This is a genomic window from Clostridium ljungdahlii DSM 13528, assembly GCF_000143685.1.
Taxonomy (GTDB): Bacteria; Bacillota; Clostridia; order Clostridiales; family Clostridiaceae; genus Clostridium_B; species Clostridium_B ljungdahlii.
The window spans coordinates 818,874-836,191 of record NC_014328.1 but is presented as its reverse complement, the minus strand read 5'-3'; the positions used below and the strand labels follow the sequence as shown (position 1 = coordinate 836,191).

The 17,318-nt window shown below is 32.8% G+C and carries 14 protein-coding genes and 1 tRNA gene; 2 read left to right on the top strand and 13 right to left on the bottom strand.

All coding sequences use genetic code 11. The annotated features are described in order from the left end of the window. Positions 1-405 precede the first annotated feature (405 nt). Complete coding sequence (locus CLJU_RS03715; protein WP_013237424.1) at positions 406-1,971, top strand: PucR family transcriptional regulator; 1,566 nt, start codon at positions 406-408, stop codon at positions 1,969-1,971. A 334-nt stretch (positions 1,972-2,305) separates the two neighbouring features. On the opposite strand, the gene CLJU_RS03710 is transcribed toward CLJU_RS03715, so the two are convergent. The 10 genes from CLJU_RS03710 to CLJU_RS03670 all read right to left on the bottom strand — a co-directional run bounded on the left by CLJU_RS03710 (position 2,306) and on the right by CLJU_RS03670 (position 13,463). Beyond that, positions 2,306-4,129 (bottom strand): ASKHA domain-containing protein, encoded by a 1,824-nt coding sequence (locus CLJU_RS03710; RefSeq protein ID WP_013237423.1) that lies wholly within the window; start codon positions 4,127-4,129, stop codon positions 2,306-2,308. Between the two features lie 367 nt (positions 4,130-4,496). Beyond that, on the bottom strand, positions 4,497-5,474 hold the full coding sequence (locus tag CLJU_RS03705) for a uroporphyrinogen decarboxylase family protein (protein ID WP_013237422.1): 978 nt from the start codon (positions 5,472-5,474) through the stop codon (positions 4,497-4,499). A gap of 34 nt (positions 5,475-5,508) precedes the next feature. Continuing rightward, positions 5,509-6,141, bottom strand: coding sequence for a corrinoid protein (locus CLJU_RS03700; protein ID WP_013237421.1), 633 nt, complete (start codon positions 6,139-6,141; stop codon positions 5,509-5,511). A gap of 53 nt (positions 6,142-6,194) precedes the next feature. After that, entirely contained in the window at positions 6,195-6,998 is an 804-nt protein-coding gene (locus CLJU_RS03695; RefSeq protein WP_013237420.1) for a methyltetrahydrofolate cobalamin methyltransferase, read from the bottom strand. Between the two features lie 64 nt (positions 6,999-7,062). Next, entirely contained in the window at positions 7,063-7,320 is a 258-nt protein-coding gene (locus CLJU_RS03690; RefSeq protein ID WP_029170134.1) for a hypothetical protein, read from the bottom strand. Positions 7,321-8,199: 879 nt separating this feature from the next. After that, a tRNA-Sec gene (locus CLJU_RS22145) sits at positions 8,200-8,296 on the bottom strand. Positions 8,297-8,360: 64 nt separating this feature from the next. Continuing rightward, positions 8,361-10,268 carry a selenocysteine-specific translation elongation factor gene (gene selB, locus CLJU_RS03685; RefSeq protein ID WP_013237418.1) on the bottom strand — a complete coding sequence of 636 codons (1,908 nt, stop codon included), beginning with the start codon at positions 10,266-10,268 and terminating at the stop codon, positions 8,361-8,363. Positions 10,269-10,327: 59 nt separating this feature from the next. Further along, positions 10,328-11,710, bottom strand: a complete 1,383-nt coding sequence (selA, locus tag CLJU_RS03680; protein WP_013237417.1) for an L-seryl-tRNA(Sec) selenium transferase — start codon at positions 11,708-11,710, stop codon at positions 10,328-10,330. 26 nt (positions 11,711-11,736) lie between these two features. Next, positions 11,737-12,771, bottom strand: a complete 1,035-nt coding sequence (gene selD, locus CLJU_RS03675; RefSeq protein ID WP_087943146.1) for a selenide, water dikinase SelD — start codon at positions 12,769-12,771, stop codon at positions 11,737-11,739. Between the two features lie 74 nt (positions 12,772-12,845). Continuing rightward, entirely contained in the window at positions 12,846-13,463 is a 618-nt protein-coding gene (locus CLJU_RS03670) for a helix-hairpin-helix domain-containing protein (RefSeq protein ID WP_013237415.1), read from the bottom strand. Positions 13,464-13,770: 307 nt separating this feature from the next. Between CLJU_RS03670 and CLJU_RS03665 the strand changes: the two genes are divergently transcribed. Then, complete coding sequence (locus CLJU_RS03665; RefSeq protein ID WP_013237414.1) at positions 13,771-14,997, top strand: D-alanyl-D-alanine carboxypeptidase family protein; 1,227 nt, start codon at positions 13,771-13,773, stop codon at positions 14,995-14,997. Positions 14,998-15,036: 39 nt separating this feature from the next. Here CLJU_RS03665 and CLJU_RS03660 read toward each other — a convergent pair whose 3' ends face one another. The 3 genes from CLJU_RS03660 to yqeK form a co-directional block, all read right to left on the bottom strand. Then, positions 15,037-15,936 carry an RluA family pseudouridine synthase gene (locus CLJU_RS03660; RefSeq protein WP_013237413.1) on the bottom strand — a complete coding sequence of 300 codons (900 nt, stop codon included), beginning with the start codon at positions 15,934-15,936 and terminating at the stop codon, positions 15,037-15,039. 324 nt (positions 15,937-16,260) lie between these two features. Further along, positions 16,261-16,641 (bottom strand): RidA family protein, encoded by a 381-nt coding sequence (locus tag CLJU_RS03655; protein ID WP_013237412.1) that lies wholly within the window; start codon positions 16,639-16,641, stop codon positions 16,261-16,263. A gap of 77 nt (positions 16,642-16,718) precedes the next feature. Further along, the gene (gene yqeK, locus CLJU_RS03650; RefSeq protein WP_013237411.1) at positions 16,719-17,294 is read right to left on the bottom strand and encodes a bis(5'-nucleosyl)-tetraphosphatase (symmetrical) YqeK; all 576 of its coding nucleotides are present in this window, start codon (positions 17,292-17,294) and stop codon (positions 16,719-16,721) included. Between the last annotated feature and the right edge of the window lie 24 nt (positions 17,295-17,318).

The following is a 17,318-nucleotide window of genomic DNA, read 5'->3' as shown; positions in this document are numbered from 1 at the left end:
ACATAGTTGATAAAAATAAAGCAGCGAGAGTCATAAAATCAGATTGGGTGATTTTACAATATTTTTGGATATGATATGTTTATCATCCTACACCGAAAAAAGTCCCATTAAACATTTACATTAGGGAAACATAACCTCTTCAGCTTCACATCATTTAATTGACCCTAATCATGATATGTATGTGTTGTGTTAATTGAAAAGATATGCCATAATTTCTCATTCTCCTGACTGAATTTATACATTTTTTATTATCGTATAAGTAACAGAAGAACCAACAGAAATCGTTGTAATCTACCAACTATTTGATATAATTATATTATAACAAATACAAATTTGTAATTCTATTTACAGAATATACATTTTTTTAAATATAATTTATACAAAATGTATGAATTAGAGGTGCTTATGAAATTAAATGCATATATTATCAAAGACTACGTATCATTTCCTATAATCACAAGTTTTTTGAATTCCAATCCTATTGATTGCAGACTGGAACGTGTGACGGTTTACCGTCAGGATAAAACGCGGCAATCTTCCGATTTGGCTTTGATTAAATTAGATGAGTTAATCGCACTTCGAAATTCTGAGCAGGATGGAGCATATATTTGTTTCGGATATGATAAAAGTATAGAATTTAACAAAAACATGGATATTATTTTTGTAACCCCAGAACTTAATCCACTAGAAATAATGGAAAAGCTGCAGGATACGTTTAACCTGTTTTCAAATTGGGAGAAAAAGCTTTTAGAGTTGTTAACCAATAATGCTCCACTGAAAGAGCTTGGTGAATCTGCACTTCCGTTTATAAACAACCCAATTGGAATATATACGCCGGGGCTTCGAAACATTTTTTTCTGTGAGAGAAAAAAAGCGAGAAACCTGATGCTGTATTCAGAGGAAGACACCAATAAATATTTAAGTCCCGAAGAAATTGATGAACTAAAGTTTAATCCGGAATTTATCAGTACAATAGGAGCTACGGATCCGACATTATTTTCTGCAGAAATGTGGGGATATCGAATTCTATTTTACAACATTCGCATTTGCGATATTTACGTAGCGCGCATCGTAGTCAGTGAAACAGAGCGTCCATTCAAGGTGAGCGACTCACCGTTACTGAAATTTTTAAGTAGCATATTAGAAGTTTCTATGGTCAAGCAAGATTTCCCAATGAACGATCATCCTAAGGGCTTTGAAACAATCATCAACCAGATTTTAGATAAACAAAATGTGGATGAATCAAAACTGCAGAAAATTTTACAGTATAAGAACTGGAATATAACAGATTGCTATTTCTGCATTGCAGTCGAAGTCAGTAGATATGACCAGGTGATTCATACGGTTTCAACTATTGGCTCCATACTTGAGGCAAATATTCCAGGAAGTGTAGCTTTAGAGCAGAAAGACTATATTTTGGCGATTGTAAATTTAAATGTAGCGGCTAAGACAAGAGATGAACTGCTATCCGTATTGGTTTATATTTTAAGAGATGGACTTTTGAAAGCTGGTATAAGCGAAGAATTCCACAACTTTAAAAATCTCGACGAATACTATCTTCAAGCATGTGATGCAATCCGTATTGGAAGCATTTATGATGAAACAATTTGGTGCTACCGTTATGAACAATACGCTCTAAAGCGATTAATTCTCCGGGCGGCTGCTGAATCAAAGATAGAAGCTCTCTGCCCCCAGGGCTTGCTCAGGTTAATGGACTATGATAAAAAGCACAGGCGAGAATATACCAAAACCTTGAAAATATATTTGCAAAATAACCTGAGTGTTGCAAAAACTATCCGGCATCTTTATATGCAGAGGGCAACATTTTTATATCAATTGAAGCGGATTCTTGAAATATCAAAATTGGATTTAGATGATCCTAAAGTCAAGCTTCATTTGCTAATCGTATTTGAAATAATGGAAGAAAGAAAATTAATTTTGAATACCAAAGAACATCCTTTTAAAATCTAATATAATTCCTTTTATATAGAAAGCTGTTGTAGGAACAAGATCAAAGAATAGCACTCCGGTTTAACATAAGCGTAAACACCCATAATAAAATAGATGTTTCTCATATAGATTTTTTTAATAATATTTCTGTTAACAAATATGAATTTAATGATTTAACTATGAATTTAGTATACAAATTTAATTTTGATAAATCCTTATTTCTATAAAACAGCATAACAATTTATTATATAAAAAAGAGACCTTTATAAATATAACTATTTATAGAAATCTCTTTTTTGGATTTCTAAGTCTCTCATATATTAAATCTTTGACTTGTTATTTTCTTTCAAATGCCTTAATACAGTATCATAGAATCTATAAAATACTCCTGAAAATCTTCTCTTTTTGATAACTCTATATATGTCGTTTTATTAATAATATCTGCTGCATTCTCTCTTATTTGTTTTGATAGCAAATATGTTTTAGCTCCACTCCCTGCACAATTGCCCACAGATTTAATCTTGCCCTTGAGTTCTTTGGGTATCATGCCTATATTAACAGAGCTTTCTATATCCATATAGTTACCAAATCCACCGCCAATGTACACTTTTTCTATTTCATTAAAGTTTATGTTCTTTTCTTTTAAAAGTATTTTGATACCAGCACATACAGCAGCCTTTGCTAATTGAACTTCTCGTACATCCTTTTGTGTAAAGGTAATACTTTCATCATGTATACTATTTTGTGCTAGAATAAACTGTCTCATATTATCTATCTCAACAATCCTATTCTGATAATCCTTGTTTTCCACTTCATCCTTTCCAACCATTCTACCTGCTTCATCTAATATTCCAAACTTCACAAACTGTGCCACAGCATCCAACACTCCTGAACCACATATTCCACAGGGTTTTTCATTTCCTATTGTTTCATATATTTTATCCCTTGATAAATCAACCTTGCTTATAGCTCCTTTTACGGCACCAATTCCATGCTTAATATTTGTACCTTCAAAAGCTGGTCCAGCAGCCGTAGAGCAAGTTACTACTTCGCTTTTATTGCCCAGCGCAATTTCTCCATTAGTTCCAAGGTCTAATAATAATGAGTATTTTTCTGAATTTAACATACCACAGGATAATATACCAGCAGTTATATCACTTCCTACAAAAGCTGATATACCAGGAAGTAAGCTTACCATGCCTTTAGTCTTAATTCCAATCTCCTTAGCTTCAATCTCCAGTGCCTTTGTAACCACTGGAATATATGGCGACCTAGTTATATTTTCACATGGAAGTCCAAGCAGTAGGTGAATCATAATAGTGTTTCCAACAATAACTATATCATATATGTTATCTTCACTTATGTTATTTTTTTTACATAACAGTTCTATCATATCATTAAGCTGACTTACAATATTATCCTTCAATATACCTAATCCCTTTGGATTCTCAATAGTAAAATTTATTCTTGAAACCACATCAGCCCCATAACTCCTCTGGTTATTAACTCTTGAATCTATATCTATTACTTTCCCATCATTTAAATTTAATAAATAAATTACTATAGTAGTTGTACCTATATCTACAGCCAATCCATAGTTTTGTTGCAAACAGTTGTCCTTTTCTAAATGTAAAAGACGATTCTTATAAAGTGATGCGGTAACATTAAAATTAGCTTCTCTTAATAAATCACTTATTTGGGGTAAATATTGTAAACCAATAAGTAAATCATCACTTTCACAAGCATCACTTAACCTTCTATAATCATCCCGTTGATCATTAATGGATGGTTCCTCAATTACTAAATATTTTTTCTTCACTACAGTATCTAGCGTATATTGCTGTTCTGTCCCATTTATTAATACTTTCATATCTTTATTCTTTTCTAAAAGTACTATTTCTACATCTTCATTAATAGTAAAATTGCAGGATAACCTAAATCCACTTTCTAACTCTTCTTTAGTTAATTGTTTTATATCAAGTGGAGTAGCTTCCTTTAATCCTTTTATTACTTTAACTTTACATTTTCCACAAATTCCTTTTCCATTGCAGGGACTATCTATAAATATTCCCTTATCCATTAATACATTAAATAAATTTTCCCCTGATTTAACCTTTATGATATCTTTACCCTTTTCTGAATTAATAATAAGTTCAATTTTCTTATTCAAAATATTCATGTAATTCCTCCTATGAAGTATTTTTCTTTAAATATAATTATATTCTACTTGAATATACATAATTTAAGTTTTAGAATATAGGAGTTCCCTATATATTAGACAATAAAGTGAGACTCGTGCTTGAATATGAAAAAATACATATCACAAAGTGTCCTCAACCTGCTGTGAGCCAGCACTTAAAGGTGATGAACTGACTTATGGAATGCACGGAACATATGGATCGGTTGAAATGTCATTAATAGAAAATAGTAATATAAGATAATTAACTTCTTTTTTGCATAAAAAGCATTTTGGATTAATTTATTTTTAACATTGATCCAAAATGTTTTTTATTTACAACAAAAATGTTTTATCTCAGTTATGTAGCTTAAAACATTTTTTTACTCATTTCATCTATTGCCTTAGTTACTGTCTCATATACATTTGGGAAATACCCCTGAGGTAAACCCGCAGTCAGGCATGGAATAAAGTATTTCTTTCCATTAGCTTTGCAAGCTTCTTCTACATGTTTGATACAATTTTCAAGTGTCCAATCTGGAAAATCAATCAAACCACTGTGGAGTCCTCCCATAAAGGATATTTTTCCACCATATTGCTTGATCAATTCAGGGATGTTATTAGTGTTCATAACGCCTTGCCATATATCGATTCCCATTTCGATCATATATGGAACCAAGTTAGCAGCATAAGAATCGCTGTGGTGAACAATCAATTCAACACCATTGGCTTTATAGTAACCATAGATTTTTTTATAAGCCGGAAGAAAGAACTCTTCAAACATTTTAGGAGCCACAAAAGAGTTTTTTTGACTTCCCCAGTCATCATGATGGAAAATGCAATCTGGATGAAGTTTTTCAACTATCACTTTTGCAACATCCAGCTCATACTGCGTAAGGGCGTCAATTAACTCATGCATAGCTTCAGGCTCTTCATATAAACTCATTAATGCATCTTCCATGCCCATAAGATGATGTGTCATTTCAAAGACACCTGGAGCATAGAAAGGTGCCACAAATTCCTCATTACGGTCAACAGAATTAGCATGAGCAATAGCTGGAGCCCAAGCTTCATCAGAAGTTGGAATTGTAGGAATTTTAACATATTTCTTCCATTCAGTAACATCTTTTAAAACTCTGTGTTCGTCATCATGAACAGGGAACGCACCAAGTTGACCTTCTGGCCACTGCCATGTTATCCCCCAATTATCTTTCCAAGTACAACCGTAGTTAGATCTACTTCCCAAAGGCATTTCCATGATCATATTCAAAAATTCGTATTGATTAACAAAACGATCTGGATTTCCACCTTTAATAGTTTCTAGTAAATTCTGTCTTTTAGTTAACATACAACAATACCTCCTTATATTATTTATAATATATTTATGCCGTTGCCAATTCTTTAGCCTTAACTGCAGCACTACCTGCATCAGGTGTATATGCATCTGCTCCTATTGAATCCGCAAATTCAGCTGTTACAGGAGCACCACCAACCATTATCTTGAATCCTTTTAATCCACTTTCTCTTAAAGTCTCAACTGTTTTCTTCAAAGCTGCCATTGTCGTAGTAAGAAGTGCTGAGCATGCTACTATTTTTACATTTTCATTTGCCTTAACTGCTTCAACAAATTTATCAGCAGGTACATCTACTCCAAGGTCTACTATTTTAAATCCAGTGCTTTCCATCATCATTGAAACTAGATTTTTACCAATATCATGTAAATCACCTGCAACTGTTCCAATAACACATGTGCCTAAAGAAGTTGAAGCCCCACTTGCAAGATGAGGTTTAAGCACTTCTACACCTCTTGACATTGCTTTTGCTGCTATTAACATTTCAGGTACGAATATTTCTCCTGTGGAGAATTTATCGCCTACAACACCCATTGAGTCAATCATAGCTTGAAGTATATCTTCTGCTTTGCTTCCCTCATCTAGTGCTTCCTGCACCAATCCTTTAATAAGTTTAGTTTTACCTGCCTCTAAATTAACTTTTACTTCTTCAATTTTAGACATTATTTTTTCCTCCTTATTGTTTATATAATTATTTATCCTTATTATTTATGTAATTATTTCTTTTTACCAAATATTCCTTCTCTGTATGCTCTAATATATTCCATGCAGTACTCGTCTTCACCTAATAGTGCTTCTGTTGCAAACAACATCCCTATTAAATCCTGATTTAATGGATCAAGAATAAAACTGTCCATTCCTGCATTCATAGCCAATACTGCAAATGCCTGATTGACAATTTTCCTGGCTGGAATATTAAAGGAGATATTACTAACAGCTCCAACAACATGAATCGTAGGATACAATTCTTTGATTTTCTTCATAACTTCGGTTACCATGTTAATTCCTTCTTCTGATGTACACAGCATTTCAATCAAGGGATCAATATGCATCCTGGACGGATCAATGTTGTATTCTTTTACTTTTGCCATTAACTCTGCAAATACATCCAAACGGTCTTTAGCAGTTTTGGGAATTCCTTTGTCGCTGTTCAAGAGAGCAACACACTCCCATTTTGTATCAGCGATTGCAGGAAATGCCACATCAATCTTGTCCCCTTCCATTGACACGGAATTGAAAAGGCCTGGCTTCTTACAGTATTTCATGGCTTCTACGCATGTGTGGGGGTTAGGACTATCCACTGCGATAGGCACATCGGTTGCATCCTGTACGATGTCTATAAGCCATTTCATTGTTTCCAGTTCAATGTCGTCATCCACTGAAGCACAAACATCAATAAAATCTGCACCTGCTTCTGTTTGCTTTATTGCAAGATTTCTTATGAATTCTGAATCCTTTGCTGCAATGGCTTTACCTGTGGAAGGAATCGCTCCATTAATTTTTTCACCAATTATTATCATAATATACACCCCTTCTTTAAACATTTACTTAAGTTACAATTGTGTCAATTAATACTACAACACTTTAAACTTCTTTGATTTGTACCTTATACTTTTCATCAAAACTTTTTTCACTTTTAATAAATCCAATTACGGCAAATACACCAGCCACAAGACAAATCACACCTAATATTGGCCATACGGACAAAGAGGAAGTAAATTCCATAATTGATTTCATACCTGTAACTGCATATACACAAAAAAATAACGCAATTTCGTTTACTACGCCCATTATACCAATTGCTGTATCCTGAATATTTTCCAGTACTACTTCTAATCCCAATACGACGCCCATAACAATCAAACGGCATACCAACATATAGTAATCGTTGACAATTGCACTGTCAAAAACAGAAGTAAACGTCAACAAGACAAAGCTGATAATTATTAATGTCTTTTTGTTTATTGTGTCTACTAAAGTAGCACCAATAAAGCAAAAATAACACCTATCATGGATGATCCGCTAATAATAGCATTGGCTAAATTATCATTTTTAATACCTAGTATAAATTACTTACAATAGGTATCACGACCATATCACCCATTGTACACATAGTTGATAAAAATAACACAGCGGGATTCAGGAAAATGAGATTAGGTGCTTTTACAATATTTTTGTATATAATATGTTCATCATCCTACACCCCAAAAATCCTATTAAACATTTACATTAAGAAAATACAGGTCCTCAGCTGTTCACAACATTTAATTGGCCCTAATCAGGATATGTATCTGCTGCCTTAATTGAAAAGATATGTCATAATCTCTAATTCTCCTGACTAAATTTATACATTTTTTATTATCGTATAAGTAACAAAAGAACCAGCAGAAATCGTCGTAATTTATCAACTATTTGATATAATTATATTATAGCAAATGGAAATTTGTAATTCTATTTGCAGAATGTACATTTTTTTAATAATAATTTATACAAAATGTACACATTAGAGTTGCTCATGAAATTAAATTTATATTAAATTCATATATTGTAAAATATTACGCATTTTTCCTTCCAACCATTGATATAACTAATCTCCTCTCTTTTTAGGCAAAGCAAAAAAAGGATTTCTATAACATAACTATTATAGAAATCCCTTTAAATATATAATCTATTTTATGTAATCCATCTGAATCCTTGATATCTAAAGCTTGTAATATCAACTGGCGGGAATATGTGAGAATCGAACTCACCCATCGTGGTATTAGCACGACAACACAGTTTTGAAGACTGGCAGGCACACCAGCACCTATCTACTCCCATTTGAAATCGCCAAGTACTATTATAAGTAAACCAAAACCTAATGTCAACGAATTCATATGTGGTTAATAAAGGATTCTTTTATCTTCCATTCTCTTGGTAAACTTTATAGCATCAAAATGTTCCATAAGTGCTAAAGCATACTTTCTGCTGGTTTGCAGTTCATCTCTAAATTCAGCAATTGATATGCTTCCATGCTCCTTTATAAAATTTATTACAATATCTTTAGCTTTTTCATAGTACTCAGAAAGAAGCCAGAAATTCTCAGAAACTTTAACTATATCTTCTCTATCAACTAAAGATTCAAATACCATTTTAAATGATTTTTTATCCTTGCACATACTCTCTAAATCTGAATACTTTGGTGGAATAAACTTTTGCTTTTTAAACTCACTCAGTATATTTTTTCTAATATCATTCTGCATATCATTGTATTTAGGTTGAAAATCTATTAGGGATACAAAATTTTTGTAAGTGTTTATAACATTTTCATTTTCCAAAAACTCCATTATACAATCATATATTTTTTGCTTAATTTTTTTTCCAAATACTTTATTTTTAATTTCCTCTTTAGATATTCCTATTTTTAAAGGATTATCTTCATGAAACTTTTCTAGTATATTCTCTAATACATTAATTTTTTCATTCAAAAAATCTTTATGAAGATATACAGTTTTTTCTCCTCCATTTAATAATATTATTATTCCACTATCTACTAGCTTTTTTAACTGATTCTTTATGCTGACTTCGTTTTTGCCCAAAGCTTTTAATATATCCTCTTCTTTAGGATAATTTTCGCTTAAATTTTTAATGACACCTTCTAGTATATTTTGTGTATTCCCTTTTTCTTTTATTCTTAACTCTTCTATATATTCCTCATTAAATCTTTTAGCTTTCTTAGCAGAAGGTTCTATTATAATTCCCCCACCTATTGTACTCATAGGAGAATAGCTTCTTATTACAAATCTATCTTTTCTCTGGGAAGTAAGCTGCTTTTCCAATCTAAATTGAACGTAAGAATCTTCTCCTGGATTTACTTCCTTCTTATCAAGTATTACTACCCTACATATGATTTCACTGGTACCATGGTAAATCCTTACCCTTTGTCTATTTTTCAAAGGTTTTGGTGCACTCTTTAAATAATGTAATTTGCAGTCTATCATGAGAGATGGTTCCATTAAATTTTCTAGCGATATTACATCTCCCCTATCTATATTACTGGTTTTTACATTAGCTAAATTTATTCCACATCTTTCACCTGCTTCAGCTCTTTTTACCTGCTTATCATTTATTTGTATACCTCTCACTTTAGATAATACTTTGGAAGGATATATTTGTACTTGTTCACCTTCTCTAATACTTCCACTAATTACGGTACCCGTTACAACTGTGCCAAATCCACTTATAGAAAAAACTCTGTCTACTGGAAGTCTAAAATGCCCTCTTACATCTTTACAGGAAACATCTTCTGTAAGTCTATCTATTTCTTTCGCCAGAGAATCTAAACCAATTTTAGTTTTAGAAGAAACTTTGCATATGGGAGCATTCTCTAAAAAAGTTCCTTTAAACTCTTTCTTTATATCCTCTAATACCATATCCAGCCACTCTTCATCTACTAGATCTATTTTAGTAACGACAATAATACCTTTATTTACATTTAAAAGTTGAAGTATTTCAAAGTGCTCTCTGGTCTGCGGCATAACTCCCTCATCTGCTGCAATCACCATGAGTACTAAATCTATACCACTAACCCCAGCTAACATATTTTTTATAAATTTTTCATGGCCAGGCACATCTATAATTCCAGCTTTTTTCCCTGATGGCAAATTAAAGAAAGTAAATCCAAGGTTTATGGATATTCCTCTTTCTTTCTCTTCTTTTAAAGTATCAGTTTCCCTTCCTGTCAAGGCTCTTATAAGTGCAGTTTTGCCATGGTCTATATGCCCCGCTGTTCCTATTACAACATGCTTCATGCAAAATTACCTCCAAACTGAAATGTATCAAGTTAGGCATTTGAAAGAAATACCTTAAGCTAAAACTCTGTAAAAGCATCTACCAAAACATCAAAATCCCTATCTAGCATAGTTCTTAAATCCATTATAACTTGATTATGCGCTAACCGTACAATTATAGGTACTCTTCTCTTTCTAAACTTTTTATCAACCTGCTCTGGTGATACACTGCTGCTTTCTGCTTTAATTACATAGGTAGGTATTTTTTGTCCCGGCATGGATCCCCCTCCTACCATGGAATAATCTCCTTCTACAGTAAATTTAAAATTCAAATTCTTATTTTCAAGCTTTTCCTTCAAAATAAGAGCCCTGCGTTTTTGCTCGTCTTCACTTGCAAGTATCATATGCAGTGTTGGTATATTTTTTATTGCTTCACTTTCATCTAGATAATATTTTAATGTGCCTTCAAGAGCTGCAAGAGTCATTTTATCTATTCTAAGAGCCCTTGTAAGCTGATTTTCTTTCATCTTGTCTATATATTTTTTCTTTCCTACAATTATGCCCGCCTGAGGCCCTCCCAGCATTTTATCTCCACTAAAAGTAACTACGTCAACACCTTTATCTATACTTTCCTGTACTGTAGGCTCATACTCAAATCCATATTTAGAAAAGTCTACAAGTGTTCCGCTTCCTATATCCTCTACTACTGGTATCCTGCTTTTTACTGACAGTTTCACCAGTTCTTCTAAAGACACCTCTTCTGAAAAACCAATTATTTTGAAATTAGATGTGTGAACTTTTAAAAATGCTCCCGTATTTTCACTAAGGGCATTCTCATAATCTTTGAGATGGGTTTTATTAGTTGTTCCTACTTCCACAAGGTTAACTCCACTGAATTCCATAACTTCAGGTATTCTAAAAGAGCCCCCTATTTCCACCAGTTGCCCCCTGGACACTATGGCTTCCTTTCCACTGCAAAGAGTATTTAAAACCAAGACTACTGCAGCTGCATTGTTATTTACAACTAAAGAAGCCTCTGCTCCTGTAATCCTTTTAATCAGCTCTTCTACGTGGCTATACCTAGATCCTCTTGTGCCCTTTTCCAGATCGTATTCCAAATTACTATAATTATGAGCTGCGTCAATTACATTCTTTAAAGCACCATCACTTAAAATGGATCTCCCTAGATTAGTATGTATGATAACTCCCGTAGCATTTATTACATTTTTCAAGTTGGGCTGTTTTTTTTGTTCAATTATTATTCTAAAGCTTTTCAATATACCTTCTTTTGTAAAGTCTTCAATTTTACCCTTTAAAATAAGATTTCTATAATTGTCTACAGCTTCTCTTAAAGATTCCATTACAATTTCTTTCATTGTAGTGCCAGCCTCTAATTTTACAATTTCTTCATTCAAGAGTTCATCCATCTTAGGAAGTTTTCTTAATAATTGTTTTTTATCCACAACTTGATTTTCACCCCTTTAAACCATTATTCTACTTCTATATATTTCTTCACCTGAATAGGTATGACTTCACCTATTACAGAAGATTTTACTTCAAGCCTTGAAAGTTCCTCCATAATTTTAATACCTTCTGACCTGCTGCAAGTTATAAGAAGCCCACCAGATGTCTGTGGATCAAATAAAATATCTTCCATCCACTCAGGTACATTTTCTATTGAATATTTACCTTTCAAATAGTCTTTATTTCTATATGCACCTGCCGGTACCAACCCCATTTCGGCATATTCTCTTGCCTCTTGTATATAAGGTATTCTACTTGCATAAAGCTTTAATGTAACACCAGAGGCAGAAGCCATTTCATATGCGTGTCCCATAATTCCAAAACCAGTTACATCTGTACATGCACTTACAGAGTATTTACTTACTATTTCTCCTGCATACTTATTTAAAGTAGACATAACTCTAACTGCCTTATCATACGCTTCTTTAGATGCCATTTCTCCTTTTATGGCAGTATTAATTATTCCTATACCTAACGGCTTAGTAAGTATAATTACATCCCCTACTTCAGATCCACAATTTTTAAGTATGTTATTAGGATGTACGAGTCCCATAACTGACAACCCATATTTAGGCTCATTGTCCTCTACAGTGTGGCCTCCCACTACTACTGCACCTGCTTCAATAACTTTATCAGCACCACCTTTTAGTATTTCTCCTAGCACCTCTTCAGGAAGACAGGAAGGAAAACAAACTATATTAAGTGCTACTTTAGGCTTTCCTCCCATGGCATATATATCACTTAGAGAATTTGCTGCAGCTATTTGACCAAAAGTATAAGGATCATCCACTATTGGTGTAAAAAAATCAAGTGTTTGTATTACTGCTGTATCATCATCTAATTTATAAACCGCAGCATCATCCGAAGTTTCTATACCAACCATTAAATTTTCGTTTTCCATTCGAGGTAACTTACCCAGTATTTTAGAAAGGGCCTCCGGTCCTATTTTAGCTGCTCACCCAGAAGTTCGAGTAAGTTCTGTTAGTCTTTTATACTTCAAAATAACACCTCCAATAGAAATTCATTCTCTACAATATTGTACACCATTTTATAACAAACTTCATCTGTCTACATTTACCTTACATCTATCTTATCCTTTATCTTTTCAATGGTTTTATCACCTATTCTTCCCACTTTTTTTAAATCCTCAATAGAAGAAAAATTACCATTTTTTTCTCTATAGTCTATTATCTTTTGGGCAGTAACATCTCCAACTCCAGATATTGTTTTTAATTCCTCTTTGGAAGCCTTGTTTATATTTACCCTTCCGTCTTGTTCTACTCCTCCACTACTGCCTCCTTTTCCTCCGGATTCAACCTTATTTGATCCATTATCTCCTTTTTTGTCTACATATATATAATCTTCATCCTTTAACTTCTTAGCTAAATTTAGTTTACTTGTATCCGCTGCAGCTGTAAATCCACCTGCTTCCTTTACGATATCCTGTATTCTACTATCATTTTTCAATTTATAAACTCCAGGATTTTTAACTTCTCCATTTACATATACAGTTATGCCCTTATCTGATTTACTTTTAGAAGCTTCTCCAGTATTATCCTGATCTTTAAATACTTCTTCACTCTTCACTGCAGTATTACTGGATGGCCTTGAATTCACATATCCTATAATTAAGAATAAGGCAAATATAATCAAAATAACAATTGAACCTATAATTTTTTTCTTATCTCTCATTACTATTCTCCTTTTAGGCATTTTCAAAGAAATAACTAGTCAGTATACTAGGATATTTTTTATCATACTGCGTCGGTAGAACCCTTAGATAGGATTCACTATCTGCGGAACCTGCCTCCTTGTCTGATAAAAAATATCCGTCGCATCTTTGACTTGTTATTTTCTTTCAAATGCCTTATATAATTGTAATTTGCAATGAAATATATTTATGTTTATAATTTAAATTATTGACAATTTAAAAAAATTATGTCGCATATATATTATTTTTTTGATATAATATTTAGGAATTGTCCTAAAGGAGGAAAAAATGAAAAGAATAGTCACATTTGCACTACTGTTTTTGCTTATTTGTTCTAATAATCCCTATGGAGTAGTTCATGCTAAAGAAATGCCTCCTCCTGTTTCAGCTGATGGCGCTGTAATCTTGGATGCAGCTACTGGCCAGCTTTTGTATTCTAAAAACCCAGACACTGCGTATCCACCAGCATCCACTACCAAAATAATGACTGCACTTTTAACACTTGAAAATACAAATTTAAATGATAAAGTTATAATCGGTAAAAATCCACCAAATGTAGATGGAACTAGAGTTGGACTCTGTGAAGGCGAGCAATTAACTGTAAAGGATTTGTTATATGGTTTACTGCTAGCTTCAGACAACGATTGTGCAGAAGCACTAGCAGAGCATATAGGTGGTACTATGGATAAGTTTGTAGTTAAGATGAATAAACGGGCTAAGGAACTTGGCGCCAAAAATACCAATTTTGTAAATCCTACTGGATTATTTGATGAAAGCCATAAAACCTCAGCAAGGGATTTAGCTCTAATGATGAGAGCATTATCTAAGCATCCTGAATATTCTAAGATAGCTACTACTATATCTTACACTATCCCAGCTACCAACAAATCCCCACAGCCAAGAGAAGTATGGAATGAAAATAAATTGATACAAAAACAATCCACCTATTATTACAGTGGATGCCTAGGAGGTAAAACAGGATATACTGTACAATCATTTCACTCCTACGTATCTACAGCTACAAGAAATGGACAACAGCTTATAGTTGCACTAATTCATGATAAAAATAAAACTTTTTTTCCTGACGCAGTATCCCTATTTAATTTTGGATTTAACAATTTTACCTTTACTAAATTGTACCAAAAAGGAGCTTTAGTCACAACTTATAATAAAGATGGACTTTCTATTCCACTAATTGCTGCTTATGATTTTTACTATATTAAGCCTAAGGATGATACAAATGTACCCCAGGTAACCCTAAAGGATAAAAACTTAATGTTTAGATTCTTTAAAAAGGGAGATATAGTTGACGAAGCTTCTATATCCTTTGAAGGAAAAGAAATAGGGAAATTAAAGCTTGCAAGCAGTATAGCTCATGGTGAAAAACAAGTATTAAATTCTAATAATATGCAAAAAATTATCATGAAAAATAAGTATTTACTCGCTGTACCAATTATCATTATAATTTTAGCTGTTGTATTTGTGTTGAAAAAACGTGTATTCTCTAACAAATAATCATATTAAAATAAGCTGAAACTTAAAATACATAGGGTTTCAGCTTATTTTTTCTATTAATTTTAGAATATCTTCTGGAATAGCAGTTTCTAGCTCCAATATCTTATTTCCCCTAGGGTGTGGAAACTTAAGCCTATAAGCATGAAGTGCCTGCCTATTTATATACATACTGTCATCCTCTTTTCCATACAATGTATCTCCATAAAGAGGATGACCTAAATAACTTAAATGTACTCTTATTTGGTGGGTTCTTCCCGTTTCTAACGTAAGCTTTAATAACTGATCATTCTTAAAATCCTTTATTACCTTATAGTGAGTAATACTTTTCTGTCCTCTTTCATCTATAATTCTTCTTATATCTTCTCCTTCTTGCCTATATATTGGTAAATCTATAGTTCCTTCATTTTCTTTCATCTTGCCATGGATAACAGCAATGTAACTTTTTTCAAATTCTTCACTCTTCATATCTCTTGCCAGAGCCATATGAGCAAATTGATTTTTTCCAACTATTATAAGACCTGAAGTATCCATATCCAATCTGCTTACTAATCTGACTATACAGTCTTCTCCTTTTTCCTTAAAATAATACATAAGTCCGTTAGCCAAAGTACCTGAGGGATAACTTCTTGTAGGATGCACCACTATACCTGGTCTTTTATTTACAACTATCAGATCATCATCTTCGTATGCTACTTCTATATCCATCTTCTCAGGCTCTACATTTTGAGATTCCTCTTTTACAAGGTTTAAAGATATACTTTCCCCTGACTTTACTATATGGTTTAATTTTACCCTTTTATTGTTTATCTCTATCCTTCCACTCAAGGCCGCCCCTTTTATAAGTCTGCCTGAAAGTCTCTGAACTCTTTGCAGATAATATCTCAATTTCAAGCCTTCATCTTTTTCGTCTACTGTAAATACTATCTTATTTTCCGTCATACAACTCTTCCTTTCTGCATGAAACTGCTAAATATAATTAATAGTTATGGATGATTTTCTTAAGTGTTAGGAGTTTCTAACTTAAAATAAACTTATACGTAAAAATATTCTACAATAAGCAAGTACATTTAAATATTTTCCATATAAGTCTTAGTGGAAAATTCACAAAAAACTTAGGGCTTTTGAATTGTCTGAGGTACGACCTTTCAAAAGCCCTTATGTTTTTGTAAATTTTCTGCTTAGACTTATCAAAACATTTAATCGTACTTGTAATTGTAAAAATATTCGGAGTATAAATTTATTTTTCGTTTAAGAACTCTACAATTAATCAACTAATGCTATTACTTCTACTTCAACCAATGCATCTTTTGGAAGCTTTACTTCTACACAAGATCTTGCAGGCATATCCTTTTTAAAATATTTTGCATATACTTCATTTACAGCTGCAAAATCTGACATACTTTTTACATATACAGTAGTCTTAATAACTTTATCAAAACTTGTTCCTGCTTCTTCTAGTAAAGCTTTTATGTTTTCAAGTGACCTCTCTGTTGCCTTTTTAATGTCACTTGAGACTAATTCTCCTGTAGATGGATCCAGTGGAATTTGGCCTGATGTAAATAAAAAGTTTCCAACCTTAACAGCCTGAGAATAAGGTCCTACAGCCCCTGGCGCTTTTTTTGTGCTTATTATTTCTTTTTCCATTATAAAAAACCTCCTAAAATAAGCTTAAAATTTATAATATACTAATTATAGCGTATTTACTTGTATACAATTAAAATTTATCTATGAGCTTTTTTAAAAACCAAATAATTTCTGCCGCTAATTGTATTTACATGCAAGAGTTGTCCCCTATCAATTACAACTTTTATAGTATTATTAAAGGCATCTAAAAGCGCAGTATCTAAATTTGTAAACGCCTCTTCTCTAAGTATTTCTACTCCTGGGAAATTTCTTAAAGGCTCTATGTAATCTGCAATATACACTATCTTTTCTAAAAGATTCATATCTTTTTTACCTGTGGTATGGCAAGCTACTGCACTCAATATTTCCTCATCATAAATCCCCATAACATTTTTTGCTATAACTGCAGCAATGTTTCCATGGAGAAGTTGAGGATTTAATGCACTTACTTCATCTATAGGAATCTGATTCTCATGTGCCATAGACAAAATTTCATCATTTGACATGTGCTTAGCACAATCATGAACAAGCCCTGCTGTACTTGCCTTTTTAACATCCACATGATAAAATTCAGCTAACTTTATTGCCGTATCCTGTACACTCAAACTATGCTCATATCTGTTTTTCTTCAGCTTCTCATTTAAATATTCTTTGATCTGTTCTTCACTCCACATCCCTTATCACTCCAAAAAATTATT